The organism is Legionella stuttgartensis (assembly GCF_977063405.2).
The window spans coordinates 235585-250777 of sequence record NZ_CDRUHA020000059.1 but is presented as its reverse complement, the minus strand read 5'-3'; the positions used below and the strand labels follow the sequence as shown (position 1 = coordinate 250777).

Genomic DNA, 15193 nt, shown 5'->3' with positions numbered 1-15193 from the left:
TCATTAGTCCCTTTATTTTAGATGAGTTTTCTGTCTTGGTCTTTTTGTAAACTTCTTGGGGTATTTTCTGGTGAAACTTTATTGATGGCCTGCGCCATTTACTAGCGGGTTATTAGCACTGTCTACAGCAGTGTCATACAAAACCTGATTTACATCTTCTAATATAATTTTTTCATTCTTTTTGCATTCAAGTGCACAAAAAATCTCATCTTGCCAAGCTCGGAGCATATTACGTTTTGCTTTTTTTGCTTGAGTATCGTTAAAAGCAAAGAATGAATCATAATTCTTAATCTCATCTTGAAAAATTTCGTGAATTGAATTCAAAAACTCTTTCTTCGTAACATTTTTTTTATTAAATAGAGATACTATTTTGATAATAAGAAACTCGATTTCATTAGCAGAAAATGCGGGAGTTTCTTCATCTAATGAGTATTCTAAAAACATACTGTTAAATAACTTTATTTTTTCTGCCGTAAGCATATTAATCTCCAATTGGGTTATCCAATATACACATTGTATAATTTGCATATTAAGTGGCTATGACTCCCCATGTCGCCTTTGCGACAGATATATCGTTTGTATATTCCGGAGAGGATATTAAGAGGGCGGCTAGGAAGCGATTAAACAATATTTTTGTCCGTTGGGGGTTCTTAATTGGGGAGTTTCCAGCTTGAGAAGTTTTGTTTTAGTCAAATTATGCTGTACGAAATTGAATTTTATCCAAAGTAATTTCTGAGTTGTTTGGCTGATGTTTCTATTCTAATTCAGCGTCTATTCAAATATTTATCTCGTGGCCTAAATTAGAGTTTGTATTATTTTGCTTAGTGATTCTCCAATCTAAAGGAAGATTTATATTGATTGATTCGTAAGCATTTTGTCGCAATTTCGTCATTCTCATTAATTATGTGATCAGAATGGTTGTTTAAAATTGATTCAACTGACACTTAATCATTGGGAGATAAATTATGTTTTTTAAAAGTGAAAAAAAATTAACAGCACCATTCAAGGTTATTTTAGCGAAATACGATACGAATCCAGTAAATTGTAATATCGCTTCATCCTATGACGATGAACTTCATACGCCTAATGTATTAACTAAATATTTACATCAAGAAATCAAATTTCTTCAATCTATTTTAGAAGCGAATAAAGGGATGCTTACCAAAGAAAGTCCATGCTATAAAGAGGTTGTAGACTCCCTAAGATTCGCTGAGTATGATTTAGAAAGAGTCAGTAACAATTGTAATGTAATTAAATCAAAACTAAAAAAAGATAAAAAAAATGAAAATTTAAATTCTGAGTTAAAGGCATCTAAAAAAGCTTTAGAGAAGTGCAAGAGTCGTTTTTATAGAATGGAAGCATGTAACAACCTTCTTAATTCCATAAAAGAGGGAGAATTGGATAAAACCATATGTAAGACATTAAAAACAAACATTACATATATAAAAAATATAATTAATGAAATAAATTATTTAACAAAAAAGGCGGATGTAATATATCAAAAATATCGGGAATTCTGGGGTGAAAACAATGAAGACTTTGAAAAAAAATTAGCATCTTCAAAGCATTTTATTGAGAAAAAAGATTTAGAAAAATTTGATAAAATTGTTATAGCACTTGAAACTTTGTTTCATACATTGCCAAAACAATATCAATTTTTGGATGAGTTTTTAGAAAATTGTGAAAAAATTTCCGCCCGAATGCATCCTCACTAATACTATGAATATGAATAAATTATAAATAATTGAAAGCAAATTTAAATCAATTTGAATTTGCTTTTTACCTTTTAAATCAAGAAAAACCAAGCTGTTAAGTGATCTTGATTCCAATGTGAGATTTCAATGAGCTAGCAAAGCCTTGACCTATCCCCCAAAAATAAGACCATGACATTGATGAGATTTCCATTAAAATTGCAAGATTCGAGACCTCAAAATGAAAAAACGTTATACAGAAGAACAAATTATCAAAGCCATTAAACCATGATAAGCCGGGACAAAAGTTGATGATATTTGCCGAGATTACCCTCCTCATGCACTTTTTACAATTGCGAAGCAAATATACAGGTCTTGAAGTAAATGAGGCTAAACGGCTACGAGAGCTTAAGTCTTAGAATATAAACTGAAGAGATTATTAGCTGATAAGCTTCTGGAATTAGATGCGATGAATGATGTACTATAAAAAAGGTGGTAAAGTCAGCTGAAAGAAAGCCTATTGTCAACCCCTTATAGGATACTCTAAGTTCAGTGGTGGCCGTAAGCTGGCAGGGTTGAGCAGAACTATATATCGATATCAACCTAAGTCACGAACAGACAATTCACTCAGAGCACGGCTCAGGGAGTTAGCGGTGGAGTATTCTTCCTACGGTTATTTGCTTCTGCATAGGTTGCTTAAAGCGGAGGGTTTGCTAGTACGAACAAAGAAACGAAAAAAGTTCCCCCGGCCTAAGCAACCAATGGAATTGCCTGCCCCGAATCAACGTTTGTCAGTGGATTTCGTATCTGACCAGCTAAGTAATGGTAGATGATTTCGTGTGCTAAATGTTGTGGATGATTATTCTTGTGGGATGCTTGGGCAGTTGGTTTCTACTTCAATCAGTGGACAGCAAGTTGCACGCTTTCTAGATCAATTTATAAGGAGCGCAGCAAACCAAGTAAGGTCATTTGTGATATTGGCACTGAATTTACGAGCAAGGCAATGTTCTTCTGGAGCAAATAAACCAATGTAGTCATTGGTTTATTCAGCCTGGAAAACCAATGCAGAACGCTTTTGTGGAAAGCCTGAATGGTAAATTCAGGAATGAATGCCTAAACCTACACTGATTTCGAACACTAAGTTAAGCAAAATATGAGATGCTCTATGACTTGAGCATTACAATCATGTTCGGCCTCATAGCTCACTAAATTATATGCCACCCGTTGAATACGCTAGACGGGTAGCATAAGCTAATCAATCTCATCAAAGATGTAGTCTCATTTGGGGGAAAGGTCTGTGTTTAATCGGCATGTTGCTAATTTATATAACGCACTAAAAAGTTATAAGCTTTATCAAAATGCACTCAAATCCATTTATAACCCTGCAGGATGCTTCTAAGGAAATAAAAGAGCCATCCTCATTACAGGGTTTATCTATTTGGAATACAAAAAAAGAGGAAGGGGGGAAGAATCAAGCAAGTGTTCAGCACAATAAGAGTGCTTTAGAACCGAAGTAATATCGGATTACACCTGAAGTAGCGTGTATGACATAAAGAAGCGAAGAAACTTGCAAGAAGGTTAAGCTGGGCTCAACCCACATTTGCAAGTACAAGAAGAGAACAAAGGAACACAATCAAAATGCATCGTAAACGATTTTTAAGATAAATTTTTGATAACTTCCCCAGTATACCTAAGTTTTATGTTCGATATTTCATTTTCTATAGTTAGATTAACTTTATAGATTGCATCATTAATTGCTTCGGTCATCAGCGTACATGTTTTTGTTTTATTATCCAATTCTGTATAGGTGGGATCTAAGGAAAGCTCTATAATTTGATGTTTCCCATCCACCTTCGCTTTGGCAAGTCCATCACCAGAAACTCCTTCAACAACCAATGACTCTAATTCCTCCAATTTTGCGGCAATTTCTGCTTCCATTTGGATTCCTTTAGTTCTAATTATTTTCAGAGTACCTGCACCAAGGCTTTTCAAAATATTTTCATCTACTGTAAACATCTTTGCGGCTTTCATTCTTCTACCTCCTATGCGGCATTTTAATGGGTGTATTTTATAATTTAGGTCCATCTGGAGTTTTGGATGAAGGTGGCTTTACTAGTCCATAGGGTTCTAATATTTGGGGTACTTGAGTCGTCCACTGTTCTAATACCGGGGCATTATTGGTAATACCTACGGCATGATTATCGAATACTCGTTGTGACATTACGGAAACAATTGCTTCCAAGTCTTCTTTTTTCGCTTCTGCATTGATACTTCGTCCATCGATTACCCTGACGAGTTCTCCACTGGCATAGGTCGAGGCTGAATAACAATTAGAGCGAACAAGATTACACGATTGTTCATCGCAAATCGCTTTATTCGTTCTATCTATGATCTCTTTTATTTCTTGTCCCCTCAAAACCACAATTTTTGAATTAGCAACATCCTCTTTATTAATTCTTCTTAATGCGATGGCTGAGTGATAAAAAGGAGATTTTTGGGTGATGTCTGCAAAGCCCTGTTTACGAGCAAAACCAACTTCAAATAGGTCATCATCCTTGATTGTATCTAAGTCATCACTGAGCATTTTTTCTGGTTGAACACGTACCTTTGGCGCTTTTTCTCTTTTTGAGAACATCTCTACCACAAAATCACTGCCTGAAAATAAATCAAAGTGTTTCTCGTTATCTAACTGAGTTCCCAATGACTTAAAAATTATAGAGCTCGAATGTATTTTCTTTTGAAGATGGTGTTTGGGTGTTTTATTAGTATCTCGTACGTAACCTGGACTTTGTCTGCCAAATATGAGCCAATTTTTTTGATCCGCGTCTACGATAGTCTGAGGTTCTTCAGGTGTCATTTGCAGCTCTGCCATTTTATCCTGTAGTTGTTTATATTTGTATGCATCGTATGCAAGAAGGAGGGCGCCAGCCCCTGCTGCACCTATTAATTTGCCAGAATGTCGACTGATTAAGGGTATTTTGGTAAACATTATTTTCTCCTGATATTTAAAATTGAAACTATCAGGTTAAATATTAACCACATAGAATTAAATTGATATTACTCCTTATGTCTTATTTGCGACATGTCCAATTTTTAATTTAATGAGGTTTGTGATTAAAATTTTTTTATGATGCCTCTATTAAACAGTGATACGGTAAATGCGATAGATATTGCACATGTGTGACTCATGTAGGGTATAATTTATGATCAATTTAAAGTATTGTGGGGGAGATATGTTAACTTTAGAGAATAGTGTTCATAAAAATAACAAATGGCGGGAAATCAGGCTTGTTACTGATTAAATTTAAAAGACAGGATTAAACAGGGGCAACTTGGCTGAGTTGTAGATAGCTGGTTTTCAAGCAAGGAAGCACAATGAGGAATCTGCGATTAATAATTCAATAATCATATAGCCACTGTTTTTTCTCCAGGATTTTTGTTGTTTTTCGAAAATGGTGCTGAGTTTATCTTTATTTTGTAATAATCTTTTTATAAATCATCATAAATCATTTTCCTTTTCATTGTTAAAAACAGTCCAGATGTTGGCTTGTTGGTGTTTTTAATAGCATCTTTTGCAATAATGTATTCTCTCTCTAATTGGGAGGACAAGTGGATTCATGTATGAATAATTCCACAAATAATTTTTTGGATTGAGAAGTTGTTTTCTGCTATTGGTTTTACTGTAGTTTACAGCATCTTAAATTTTTCATTTTCGTGAATAATCGTATAAACAGCATCCAAAAACATAACAGTATAGTGCTACAATCATCTTTATCTAAAGAAGACTTTTCTAGGCCGATAAAATCAGGATCTAAATTAAATTGGTTTAAAACAAGGGCGATGATTATTCGATAAAAAAATAATCAATTATTATAAATAATAAGCTTCATTATTTACATTTCTGTGAAATACCAAAAGCAGTTTTGTACAGTGCTAACAACAAATCGCCACTATGATCAGCGACCTCTTCATCGACAAAACGCGAACTATTTAAGCCAATGATCACAGCTTTTTTAGTACAAGGATGGTAAATATAAAGGACTCTAAATCCCATAGTATCACCTTCGTAGTACCAATATGTTCCTAAATGTATATCATAACCCTGCACCACACCAAGTCCAAAACCTCTTGGATCTTTTGAGTTTACGTGAGAGATTGAATGTCCGGTTTTCATCGAAATGAGCGATTTCAACTCCGTTTGCTGCTGTTTAGGTAAAAAATCAGAGGAAAATAAAGCCTTTACCCAACGTGCCACATCCGATGTAGTAGCCACAATGGCGCCCGCAGGTCCTGCCATGGATAAATTTACATCGGTTACATTTTGACCATGCCTTAGCTTTCCTGATGTTTTACCATAATAGTAACTATCGGGCATTTCCTCTAAGAACTCATGTGTAAAAGAATCTGTAAAATAATAAGTCTGTTTTAAATGGAGCGGTTGTAGAATTTTTTCCTGCAATTGATGTTGAAAAGAATCGTGAGTTATTTTTTCTATGATGACACCGAGAATTAAATAATTGGTATCTGAGTAATTATAACCTGAAGTGGGATGTTTATATTTATACGCTAAATCAATCAATTCTTTACTCGTCCATTTCTTTTTTGGAGCATTTGTAAGGGACTCAGCAAGCGCTGGAATGGTAGCGTAACCTGGAATGGTACTTGTCATGTTAAGTAGTTGTTTTATAGTTATGTCTTTCCAATCTAAATATTCTGGAAACCAATCTCCAACTGTTTGATTAATATTTAATTTGCCCTCGGACTCTAATTTTAAGATTAATGCGGCTGTAAAAGATTTGGTTATGCTGCCTATTTGAAAATATGACCTATTAGTTAAGGGATTTCTTTTTTCTTTACTATTAAAACCACGAGCAGTCGATTTTAGCTGGGAACCATCTACAAAAGTAGCCTCAATACCTGTGAGCAACTCTTGTTTTTTGTAGTTTTCAATGTATCTATCTATTACCTGGTTTATAGAGTTAATTTGAAATTTCTCACTCGCAAATAGAGGCATAGATAGAACAATTAATCCAATAAAATTCAATATTTTTTTGTTATTCATATTTAATCCTTTAACAAATAGTTACATTACCTTCATTGAGACGAACTAGCTGCAGGAAAAATTAAAATTTTTTGAGGAAACATTTTCCATCCAATAAGGCACGCTACATTTGCTTCTCAGTAGCATCAGTTCAGCAACCACTGTCTGATTATTGGTGGTAGTTAGTAGGTAATCAATAAACCGGTAACTACCGAATACTTCAGGTAACTCGGCCATAGCCTCTTTTAATTTTCCCAGATTACCCACTTTTAATTCGTAAACAAAAGAGTACAAATCTAAAGTATAGGACGGATGTTCTTTTTTTATACTCAATAGTGCAAAAAAATCAATCATATAAGCACCATAAAAATTGAACTCCATTGTATCAGACATATTCTTGCCTATTTGTTGTAATGTTTCTACTAACTCCTCTTCACTCATTTTGTCTAACTCAGTGTATATTGCCTGTTTATAATAGGAGTTTTCAGAGAAATCCAAACACATTAATCGATCAATAAATCTAAAAAAATTAAGTGTTAAAATTTGATGCATATCTTTAAAATTATCGGCTATGAGAAGAGCCTTTGTTACCTGAGATAAAGCATATTTTTCTTTGCTACTGGGGTCACATAACACCAGTGAGGAAGATTCATATGGTTGTCCTTTATAGGTTGTTGTATGTGAAAAATGTAGATCGAGAATACCAATTTTAACAGTCCTTAGCCTATCTGGATCGAAGCCTAAATCCCTTTGCTTATAAAAAACACATGGATTATTTTCTGCCATTTTTCTAATATCAAATTGAAGTTCAATACCATGCTTTGCTAGCGGATCAATTTCATTGGCACCTAGGCAAATAACATTCGCGTCACCTTCTTCAATGTCACAGGGTAATAACGCTGCTGGCTTGAAAGGAATATAAAGTTCTAGCATGTTGCGTCGTCCATAAAGGCCATTATTAAATATAGATTCCAGTGCAGATGCAGCTGTTAAATGCCGTACCGTAGAAAAGAGTTCAATTTTTTTTGACGCGTCCATAATTCGTTTGGAAAGCTTTTCTTCGCATCTGGGGTGATATGGTTTATTCGCATCTATCAATATTTTTTTAGCAAACAACTCACCATCCTCTGAGTGTATTGATTTGTTTGAGATTTGCCATAGATTTTTATATCGTTCAGGTAAGCGTTTTAAATTTTCTTTTTCTCTTATTCCTGTTCTAATTCTTCGTTGTAATTTAACAATTGCACTTTCAGCATAAGATATTTCATTGTTATTCGACCCTAATAGGTTCAGTATGGCTTTCGTTGAGTCTTGCTCCTTTTTTAAGATTATTTCTGGGATATCTTGTCCTTCAAATACTGTTGCTCTTGGAGTGGGTAAATATTTTAAAAATAAATCGCTCAGATTCTCATCACCTAATGAGTAGAGTCTCCTCATAAACTGTGCATTGGCAATATAGCGGGGTAACAATGAAGTTCCTCGAGTTTTTGCTTGTGGGTTAATTATTTCAAGACATTTTTTTAGTGCTTCTTCAATCCGGCTCAAGTTTTCTTGTATCGAACCGCTGGCACTTTTCTGGCAAATATATTCTTCTATACTTGACCATAACATAAAATAGTTTTGCTCATCATTGGAGGCTTTTTCTTCAAAATAATCTTTCAAAGCAGAATGATTTCTAAAATCAGAACTTGAGATGCCGAAAGGCTCTTCATGGATTAGCTTTCGCAATACAGCCTTGTTGTCACGTTGTTCATCATAATCTAAGTCATCTGACTTTTCGAGGTTTTCGATTACTTTCTCTTCTATTGGTCTCATAGTATTCTCTTTTGCTAATTTTCAATTGTGCTCAAGTGATATTTGCATAAGAATTAAGATGGTTAAGATATCTAAAATCCCCATTGAGGTCTAAATTGATGGGCTAAACAGATTTGCTGCATAGATTGCTTAAACATGTAAAAGTTCCTTTTTGACGCATATTATTTAGCAGATTAAATTGTTGCCCTGTCAAAACTCAAATGGATGCAAACACATTCATGATAGTTAACTGAACTTAAGAGATCCTGATGGCTTATGTCGACTTTACGACAAATAATTTTAGAACTCTAATCTTGCCCTGATTTGTCGTACCGTTTGCTAACAGAGTGAAATCTAAAGCAGAGCTGAACAATAAAGAAATGGAGCAACCACTAGTTCTAGGAAAATATAGTCCCAAATTTAAAGATCAAGCCACTTGGACAAATAGCTAAAGATGGTGTGTATCAGGTAGCCAAAGATCTTGCTCTGTCAGAGCCGCTATTATATTCCTGGGGTGCAAAAAGTTGGCCACTCCTTGAGAATTAAAAATTACAAAAGGCCCGCTCTGGATTTGTTTGCAGTATCAGTAAGCGTGGAGATTGCTATGATAACGCTTCGATGGAAAGCTGGAATCATAGTTTTAGAATAGACATGGTTTAAGGGAAAAGTTGCAGCGCGCACCATTGCCAAAAACCAGAATGTATCAAAATATATTAAAATCGAAAACAACTTCATTCGATGATTGGGTATTAAATCACCTGAATTATTTGAGGTTAAAGGGGCAGTTGGCAAATGTCCTTTGAGGCAAATTCTATATCGGAGTTGCCAACCAACGGTTTATGATGGCCCATGACGGTCTTATTATTAAACTATAAGAACTAATACAGGATGGTATATGGAACTTGTCATTATTATCGATTTAGTACGCGATATTCTTAGCAATATAATAGAAGTCACACTGGTCTTTTTGTTGATTGCTTATTTCATCCTTAAATATAAAAAGAATAGAAGCGAACACACATTTACACTGAGAAAATGGAAACTGATAAAAACAGGAGTTATTTTATTGCTATTGTTATTTGTAATAAATCTCTCTATAGCTTTACTTGGCCGTATAGGCTCATTTTCCTATAGAAACACCTTAATGGGAAATTTATTAGTTACTGAAATTCATCCCAATAGTTCGCAAGATATCACTATTTTATTTAATTTTAGCCCCGAAGACCCGATATCCTATTGGATGGGTTTTGAGCAGATGCATAGCCCGCTTTATAAATTTTTATACTGGCAGTATCTCTCTATCAAGTATTCCAAGATTACTCAAGCAATACTATCTGAGGAGACACAATTAAATCTATTTGTGAGTTGTGAGGCGGGTGACAAAAATAAATTTTTGCGTTATTTAAAAGACCATAAAATAATTCCAGGTAATACAATTAGTACAACTGTTGAGTTTTGCTTTGGTTTTTGTTTGGGGAATAAATTTGAGATACACTACGCTGATTTATTTATACATTGTAAGTCGTAATTTTTAACGCCTTGCTCCTTAACCCCTTGTATGGCCAGCTTTAAAATTTAGTAAGATTTTAGGCTTGATTATTAAATAATTCTAAAGGAGATATGGAGCGGAATGCCAATAGGTGTTGTCAGTGAACGCCTTCAGTTTTCAGCAAACTTTCAAAATCTGATTTTAGAATACCAGAAAATTGAAGAGGCCGACTCTGAAGTTTCAATTGCAACCACGTGCCAATAAAAATTGGCACACTTCACTATTCAAGGACTCACCCCATTAATGCATTGATGACTCGATGTAAATTATTGCTTGGGAATAAGTGATTCATTTTCAGATATGACCTCACTAAGTACAGAATCAATTAATTTTTTACTATTATTCGAGAAAAAAATATGCTTTACCCAATAGAATAGCGCTTGAAACAAGTTTCTACCAGCTATACCAGTGTTTGTAAGAAGTTTATCCCTATGTTGATGTACACTTTCTTTAAATCCCTGAATATTATCCTCTTCAAGCTTATCCATACAATAATGTTTAAATAAAATGTATTTTTTTATTAAAACTTTGCAATTATCAGAAACATCATAAGTTATTGGAAAAGTAAGATCGAGTTCTTTATTTTGAGTTAGATCAGGTTTAACAGTTTCATTCCAACTAATATCATTCTGGGGAATTACGATATTATCTCGATTAGTATAAAAACGTACTTGATTATAACTTAGCATTGTACTATCCGTAGCACATAGAAGATGCAAATGTTGGACATTTGTAATCTCTGGGGTAGTTTTCCATGCCTTAAGTTCCTTAATAGCATTTTTTATTATACTGTAACTGGGATGGTTCTGAGATTTGGGAAGCTTTTTCCACTTAATTTCTCGAATATCGGCTTTAGACCGATAAAAAAGTTTATCATCAAATAAAATGACCTTAGGAAACTCATCTGTATTTTGCAGAGTGGGTGATTTATTGGTTCGCAAAAAGCTGCAAAATTTCTTGATTAAGAGTTCATTTTTATAAAATGGACTGGAAGACAAAAAACAAGAATCAAGAATATTTTGTGTGGTTGTGACACTGTTGTTTTCCGGCTTAGCAAGTAAGATCAGAAAATCATATTTTACCCCCTTACTACTCTTGACTGGACGATCAGTACTAAACTTTGATTCTCCATCTGATTTCTCTGAGAAATCTTTATAAATTCTTTCTGCCAGGTACTCTAAATATTTTTTAGAAGCATCCATATACTTATCTTTAAGAGATGTATAAGTTTCTTTCTTCTCTAGCATGATTTTATTCCTCTATTAAGTTGAATAATAGAATTTTAATGGATTTAAATTAACGCTAAATTTTATCTCATGTCGTCAATACGACATTCAACATCAATTTCATGTTAAAATGCTTCTATATATTTTGCAGAGGTATAGCCACTGTCATCTAAACAAGTCGAACCTAATGATCCTTAGGTAAGGCCATGAACTACATGTTAAAGCATTGGGAAAAACTCCCCCGTTTTTTATAACTCCCGGTGCCTCCATCCACAATAACGACATGGAACGAGGGTTGAAAATCCCCATCAGAGGCGATAATACTTGTTGTTTTATAAATCTGAATACAGTGCTATGGTAGGCGGCATACTCACGAGTATTATTTATACCTGTGATTTATCCGGTATTAACCCCTTTGAATACCTAATTGCACTTCAGGTTTACAAAGACCAAATTGTTAAAGAGCCTCAAGCCTGGCTTCCTTGGAATTACGAAAACCATTGGCTTCATTAGAATCATCATCACTGGCTTCAGAAGCGATAGAAAGCGAATAGACTGGAAGACTGGCTTTTATAGGAAGCAGTATCAATAACTCACTGGAACGTAATTGAACTGAAGGACTTAATCCACTGGGCTTGTAAATCGATCTCCTGTTTAACCTTACTATAAGTATTATAATCTTGTTGCCATTTACTCTGCTCTATACCCTAAAGACGCGCAGCTTCAGCTTGAAGTTCCAACCACTTAAGGTTGGTCATTGTTGTTGAACCAGCCGTTGGGATCTTATTTGTATAAGTGCGAACAGAAACTCTACTTAAAGAAATGGGTATTTTGGTAAACATTATTTTCTCCTGATATTTAAAATTAAAACTATTAGGTTACATATTAACCATATAGGATTAAATTGATATTAGTCCTTATGTCTTATTTGCGACATGTTCAATGTTTAATCTAATGAGGTTTATGATTAAAATTTTTTGTGATGCCTCTATTACACAGTGATACGGTAAATGCGATAACAAATATTGTACGGATGTGTCTCATATAGTCTATAATTTACACATTAATTTAAAGTTTATTTGGTAAATATGCTAACTGTAGAGAATAGTGGGAAAGGTAATTGTATGTATTATGCATACAGCATTTCATTAATGTATTTCTTGCGTTACAAAAACAATTTGGATATCACGACTCATATCTTTGATAAATTGAATCTAACTGAAGAACAAAAAGATCAATTAAAAACCTTACTTAATAAAGATCTTCATCAAGAATTTACTCACCAGGAAATTGTAGAAATCATTGAACCCATTCTCGGAAGAGCAACTAGAGATTTAGCTGCTGAATATACTAAAGCCGAATTTCTCAAGAATCCTGAGTCAAGTATATTCTGTTCGAATTTCAAATGTTTTATGGAGTTTTGTATTAAAAAAGAAACTGAAAAGAGCCATCCTGAGTTTGCAAAACTAATTATCAACAATTTCGATGAAATAGGAGAGTTAGAGATTTTTAACACTCCAGCTCTAAAGGATGCAATGCAAGATTTTGTAAGGCAAATCTTGCCCCAAATAGTACAAGATCATGAGTTGCAATGGCGTGATAAATACCTGCTATTACAACAACAAAATATAAAACTTAGTCCGAGTAACCTTGAGCAGCTAAGATGTAGCACTTTAGAAAAACTCCTTCAAGAAACAACAAATTATTTTTTACAAATGAATCAAAATGAATATCTGAATTTATATATAGAACATTTGAAGACTGAATTTATATGGGGCACGCTAGAAGAATTAAAATTGCTGCACCAAGTTGTTCAGGGCGAACACGTTGAGTATAACCACAGTGGGGTCAATCATATGGTTTATGATGTAGAAATATGTTTACACATTTATATAAACGATCAAAATAGTTTTTGTGCAGAAGGTGTTCCTGAAATGATTATAAACAACTACGACAATATTCACTGGAACTCTAAAATCCCGGAAATCGTTTTTCAGCCTAAAGTATTTACTGAAAAAACAGGTAATCAAACATTAGAAGGAGAAGTTTATCCTGCGACTTTTTTTTACAAAAGGAACGCTACTAAACCAGAACTTGAATATGAAGAGAAAGAGTTAAAAAATTTATTAGATATCCTTGAAGGAAAACCTTTTTCTTAAAAAATGCATACCTACAGAGATTACCAATTCTTATGTAATCAATAATTAAAATATATCATAAAAGAGATATATTCTATTTGATGGTCAGTTCATAAAAATAACAAATATAGCGGCAGCAGGAAAACCAGGTTTACTATACTTTTTCAAATTCGATATAACCAGTTTAACGCCATAATGTGGCTGTATTCCCATACTAACCATAATATCCTGAGGACATCATTTCCAAGTTTATTAAATCTAATTGGGAGAAATTAGGTGCAGGATGAGTTTTTAAGTTGTCTAATTCTCTATCGACAAGGGAATGAATTAAGGGAATACTTAGCATGGGAGTAGAATTAATAGTTAATATACTTAAAGAAACAGCAAGGAGCGAGGAACAACTTTTAAAAATCCCGTTAATTATTACCTTGTCGGACTCAGTGAGATGTGTGTCATCCAGTGAGTTTATCATCTTATGTATTTCCTTAATTAAATCAGATTCCTTAAACATGCTATTTACACTTTTTTGATTAGTTTTCTCTAAAATTGGCTTTTTGGTATCAAGAGCTTCAATTTTTTGTTGTAAAGGAGGTGAGTTCTGACCTTGAGAATTTTGATGAATAACAGCGGGAAGTTTTTCCCCCCTGGATTTTTGCAAAAACTCAGGGGCAGAGGATGCATTTTTTTTGCTCAGTGCAACGAGAAATAAACCTAAAACAGCTGGACTTAATGGAGAAAAAGTACTCGAACAAATTAATGCTAATGCAGCAGAGCATTTGATCAAGGCTATTCCTGCCTTTTTAATCGCTTTTTTCTCTTGCTCATTAATTTCTATAGAACTATCTTCTAAATTTTTTAAAAATGTATGATATGTATCGCTGCTATTCTGATCAAAATTATCTGAAAAGCTATATGTTCTAGCCGATTCCGGCGAGATATTTTCAGTGTTTTGAGAATTTTCAACTTGGAGTAGTTGAAGGATTTTTAAAATACTAACTGACATTACCGTGATTCCTAATGAAGCACTTTGGGTAATTATATATCATTTTTAGGTTGGTTGATAGTACTAATTAAACCTAGCGTTTATGTCAGCCTAGTAAAAATTGATTTCTACAATGCTTAAACCAATGGTTTTATTGGTAAGTGTTAACCTGCAATTTAACCTCGAGAACTGCATCAATGAACTGCTTACTATTATTGATAAGATGTATGTTTTACACAGTAGAATAATACTTGAAAAGAAACCTCAAGCTGCAATACCTGTCTTTGCAAAAAGTTTATCTCTTCAATTTTTTAGATTTTGCTATACACTTCTAACATATGTAAGAGAACTTATTGCTTTTATTTTATATCCACATAGGGAGATTTAGCTATGTTGGAATACATCAAGCAAGGATGGCGGGGCGGCTTACCTTCACGCAGATACTGTTTGGGAAACATTTTGGATGGTTTGAGGACCTAGCTATTATCATAGCTATGCTAGTTTTTATTTCTTTTTAGCAATGACCTTTATATGATTCTCAATACAAAGCGTCTGGGTTTATATATCTGCTATTTATGGTATTGGTTTTTATATTTGATTGCTCAGGGCATTTTGGGGTTCTGCAATCAAGCCAAAAATAGCACGCAGGCTACTTTAATACGTGTTTTTACTATCTTACTCCCTATAATTTCGCTTATTTTTTTTGTTCTAATTCTCATTTATTGGATTATACGGCATTGATTAATACATTTACCCAATGATGAATTTACAT

At 33.9% G+C, this 15193-nt stretch carries 12 protein-coding genes and 1 pseudogene; 6 read left to right on the top strand and 7 right to left on the bottom strand.

Annotated elements, in window-relative coordinates; all coding sequences use genetic code 11:
* Window positions 1-78 precede the first annotated feature (78 nt).
* Window positions 79-480: a hypothetical protein gene (locus ACWTEW_RS19305; RefSeq protein WP_454783279.1), complete on the bottom strand. Its 402-nt coding sequence runs from the start codon at window positions 478-480 to the stop codon at window positions 79-81.
* Window positions 481-965: 485 nt separating this feature from the next.
* On the opposite strand from ACWTEW_RS19305, the gene ACWTEW_RS19300 reads away from it, so the two are divergent.
* Window positions 966-1715 carry a hypothetical protein gene (locus ACWTEW_RS19300; RefSeq protein WP_454783278.1) on the top strand — a complete coding sequence of 250 codons (750 nt, stop codon included), beginning with the start codon at window positions 966-968 and terminating at the stop codon, window positions 1713-1715.
* A 217-nt stretch (window positions 1716-1932) separates the two neighbouring features.
* Window positions 1933-2941: pseudogene (locus tag ACWTEW_RS19295) on the top strand (IS3 family transposase).
* A gap of 406 nt (window positions 2942-3347) precedes the next feature.
* Here the strand turns inward: ACWTEW_RS19295 and ACWTEW_RS19290 are convergent.
* From ACWTEW_RS19290 to ACWTEW_RS19275, 4 genes are all read right to left on the bottom strand, one after another.
* Entirely contained in the window at window positions 3348-3722 is a 375-nt protein-coding gene (locus ACWTEW_RS19290; RefSeq protein WP_454783277.1) for a YbaB/EbfC family nucleoid-associated protein, read from the bottom strand.
* Window positions 3723-3759: 37 nt separating this feature from the next.
* Entirely contained in the window at window positions 3760-4680 is a 921-nt protein-coding gene (locus ACWTEW_RS19285; protein WP_454783276.1) for a hypothetical protein, read from the bottom strand.
* Between the two features lie 900 nt (window positions 4681-5580).
* On the bottom strand, window positions 5581-6753 hold the full coding sequence (locus ACWTEW_RS19280) for a serine hydrolase domain-containing protein (protein WP_454783275.1): 1173 nt from the start codon (window positions 6751-6753) through the stop codon (window positions 5581-5583).
* A gap of 45 nt (window positions 6754-6798) precedes the next feature.
* Window positions 6799-8547 (bottom strand): hypothetical protein, encoded by a 1749-nt coding sequence (locus ACWTEW_RS19275; RefSeq protein WP_454783274.1) that lies wholly within the window; start codon window positions 8545-8547, stop codon window positions 6799-6801.
* A gap of 874 nt (window positions 8548-9421) precedes the next feature.
* Here ACWTEW_RS19275 and ACWTEW_RS19270 point away from each other — a divergent pair.
* Window positions 9422-10054, top strand: a complete 633-nt coding sequence (locus ACWTEW_RS19270; protein ID WP_454783273.1) for a hypothetical protein — start codon at window positions 9422-9424, stop codon at window positions 10052-10054.
* A 102-nt stretch (window positions 10055-10156) separates the two neighbouring features.
* Window positions 10157-10279: a hypothetical protein gene (locus ACWTEW_RS19265; RefSeq protein ID WP_454783272.1), complete on the top strand. Its 123-nt coding sequence runs from the start codon at window positions 10157-10159 to the stop codon at window positions 10277-10279.
* 62 nt (window positions 10280-10341) lie between these two features.
* Here the strand turns inward: ACWTEW_RS19265 and ACWTEW_RS19260 are convergent, their stop codons facing one another.
* Complete coding sequence (locus ACWTEW_RS19260) at window positions 10342-11322, bottom strand: hypothetical protein (protein WP_454783271.1); 981 nt, start codon at window positions 11320-11322, stop codon at window positions 10342-10344.
* A gap of 303 nt (window positions 11323-11625) precedes the next feature.
* Here ACWTEW_RS19260 and ACWTEW_RS19255 point away from each other — a divergent pair, with 303 nt between their 5' ends.
* Together ACWTEW_RS19255 and ACWTEW_RS19250 are read left to right on the top strand one after the other, a co-directional pair.
* Window positions 11626-11814, top strand: a complete 189-nt coding sequence (locus ACWTEW_RS19255) for a hypothetical protein (RefSeq protein ID WP_454783270.1) — start codon at window positions 11626-11628, stop codon at window positions 11812-11814.
* 611 nt (window positions 11815-12425) lie between these two features.
* The gene (locus tag ACWTEW_RS19250) at window positions 12426-13460 is read left to right on the top strand and encodes a hypothetical protein (protein WP_454783269.1); all 1035 of its coding nucleotides are present in this window, start codon (window positions 12426-12428) and stop codon (window positions 13458-13460) included.
* Between the two features lie 193 nt (window positions 13461-13653).
* On the opposite strand, the gene ACWTEW_RS19245 is transcribed toward ACWTEW_RS19250, so the two are convergent.
* The gene (locus ACWTEW_RS19245) at window positions 13654-14442 is read right to left on the bottom strand and encodes a hypothetical protein (RefSeq protein WP_454783268.1); all 789 of its coding nucleotides are present in this window, start codon (window positions 14440-14442) and stop codon (window positions 13654-13656) included.
* Between the last annotated feature and the right edge of the window lie 751 nt (window positions 14443-15193).

What these genes read in the sequence shown, in the direction of transcription:
- ACWTEW_RS19305 (WP_454783279.1), bottom strand. Translation starts at nt 480, where the DNA reads ATGCTTACGGCAGAAAAAATAAAGTTATTTAACAGTATGTTTTTAGAA.
- ACWTEW_RS19300 (WP_454783278.1), top strand. Translation starts at nt 966, where the DNA reads ATGTTTTTTAAAAGTGAAAAAAAATTAACAGCACCATTCAAGGTTATT.
- ACWTEW_RS19290 (WP_454783277.1), bottom strand. Translation starts at nt 3,722, where the DNA reads ATGAAAGCCGCAAAGATGTTTACAGTAGATGAAAATATTTTGAAAAGC.
- ACWTEW_RS19285 (WP_454783276.1), bottom strand. Translation starts at nt 4,680, where the DNA reads ATGTTTACCAAAATACCCTTAATCAGTCGACATTCTGGCAAATTAATA.
- ACWTEW_RS19280 (WP_454783275.1), bottom strand. Translation starts at nt 6,753, where the DNA reads ATGAATAACAAAAAAATATTGAATTTTATTGGATTAATTGTTCTATCT.
- ACWTEW_RS19275 (WP_454783274.1), bottom strand. Translation starts at nt 8,547, where the DNA reads ATGAGACCAATAGAAGAGAAAGTAATCGAAAACCTCGAAAAGTCAGAT.
- ACWTEW_RS19270 (WP_454783273.1), top strand. Translation starts at nt 9,422, where the DNA reads ATGGAACTTGTCATTATTATCGATTTAGTACGCGATATTCTTAGCAAT.
- ACWTEW_RS19265 (WP_454783272.1), top strand. Translation starts at nt 10,157, where the DNA reads ATGCCAATAGGTGTTGTCAGTGAACGCCTTCAGTTTTCAGCAAACTTT.
- ACWTEW_RS19260 (WP_454783271.1), bottom strand. Translation starts at nt 11,322, where the DNA reads ATGCTAGAGAAGAAAGAAACTTATACATCTCTTAAAGATAAGTATATG.
- ACWTEW_RS19250 (WP_454783269.1), top strand. Translation starts at nt 12,426, where the DNA reads ATGTATTATGCATACAGCATTTCATTAATGTATTTCTTGCGTTACAAA.
- ACWTEW_RS19245 (WP_454783268.1), bottom strand. Translation starts at nt 14,442, where the DNA reads ATGTCAGTTAGTATTTTAAAAATCCTTCAACTACTCCAAGTTGAAAAT.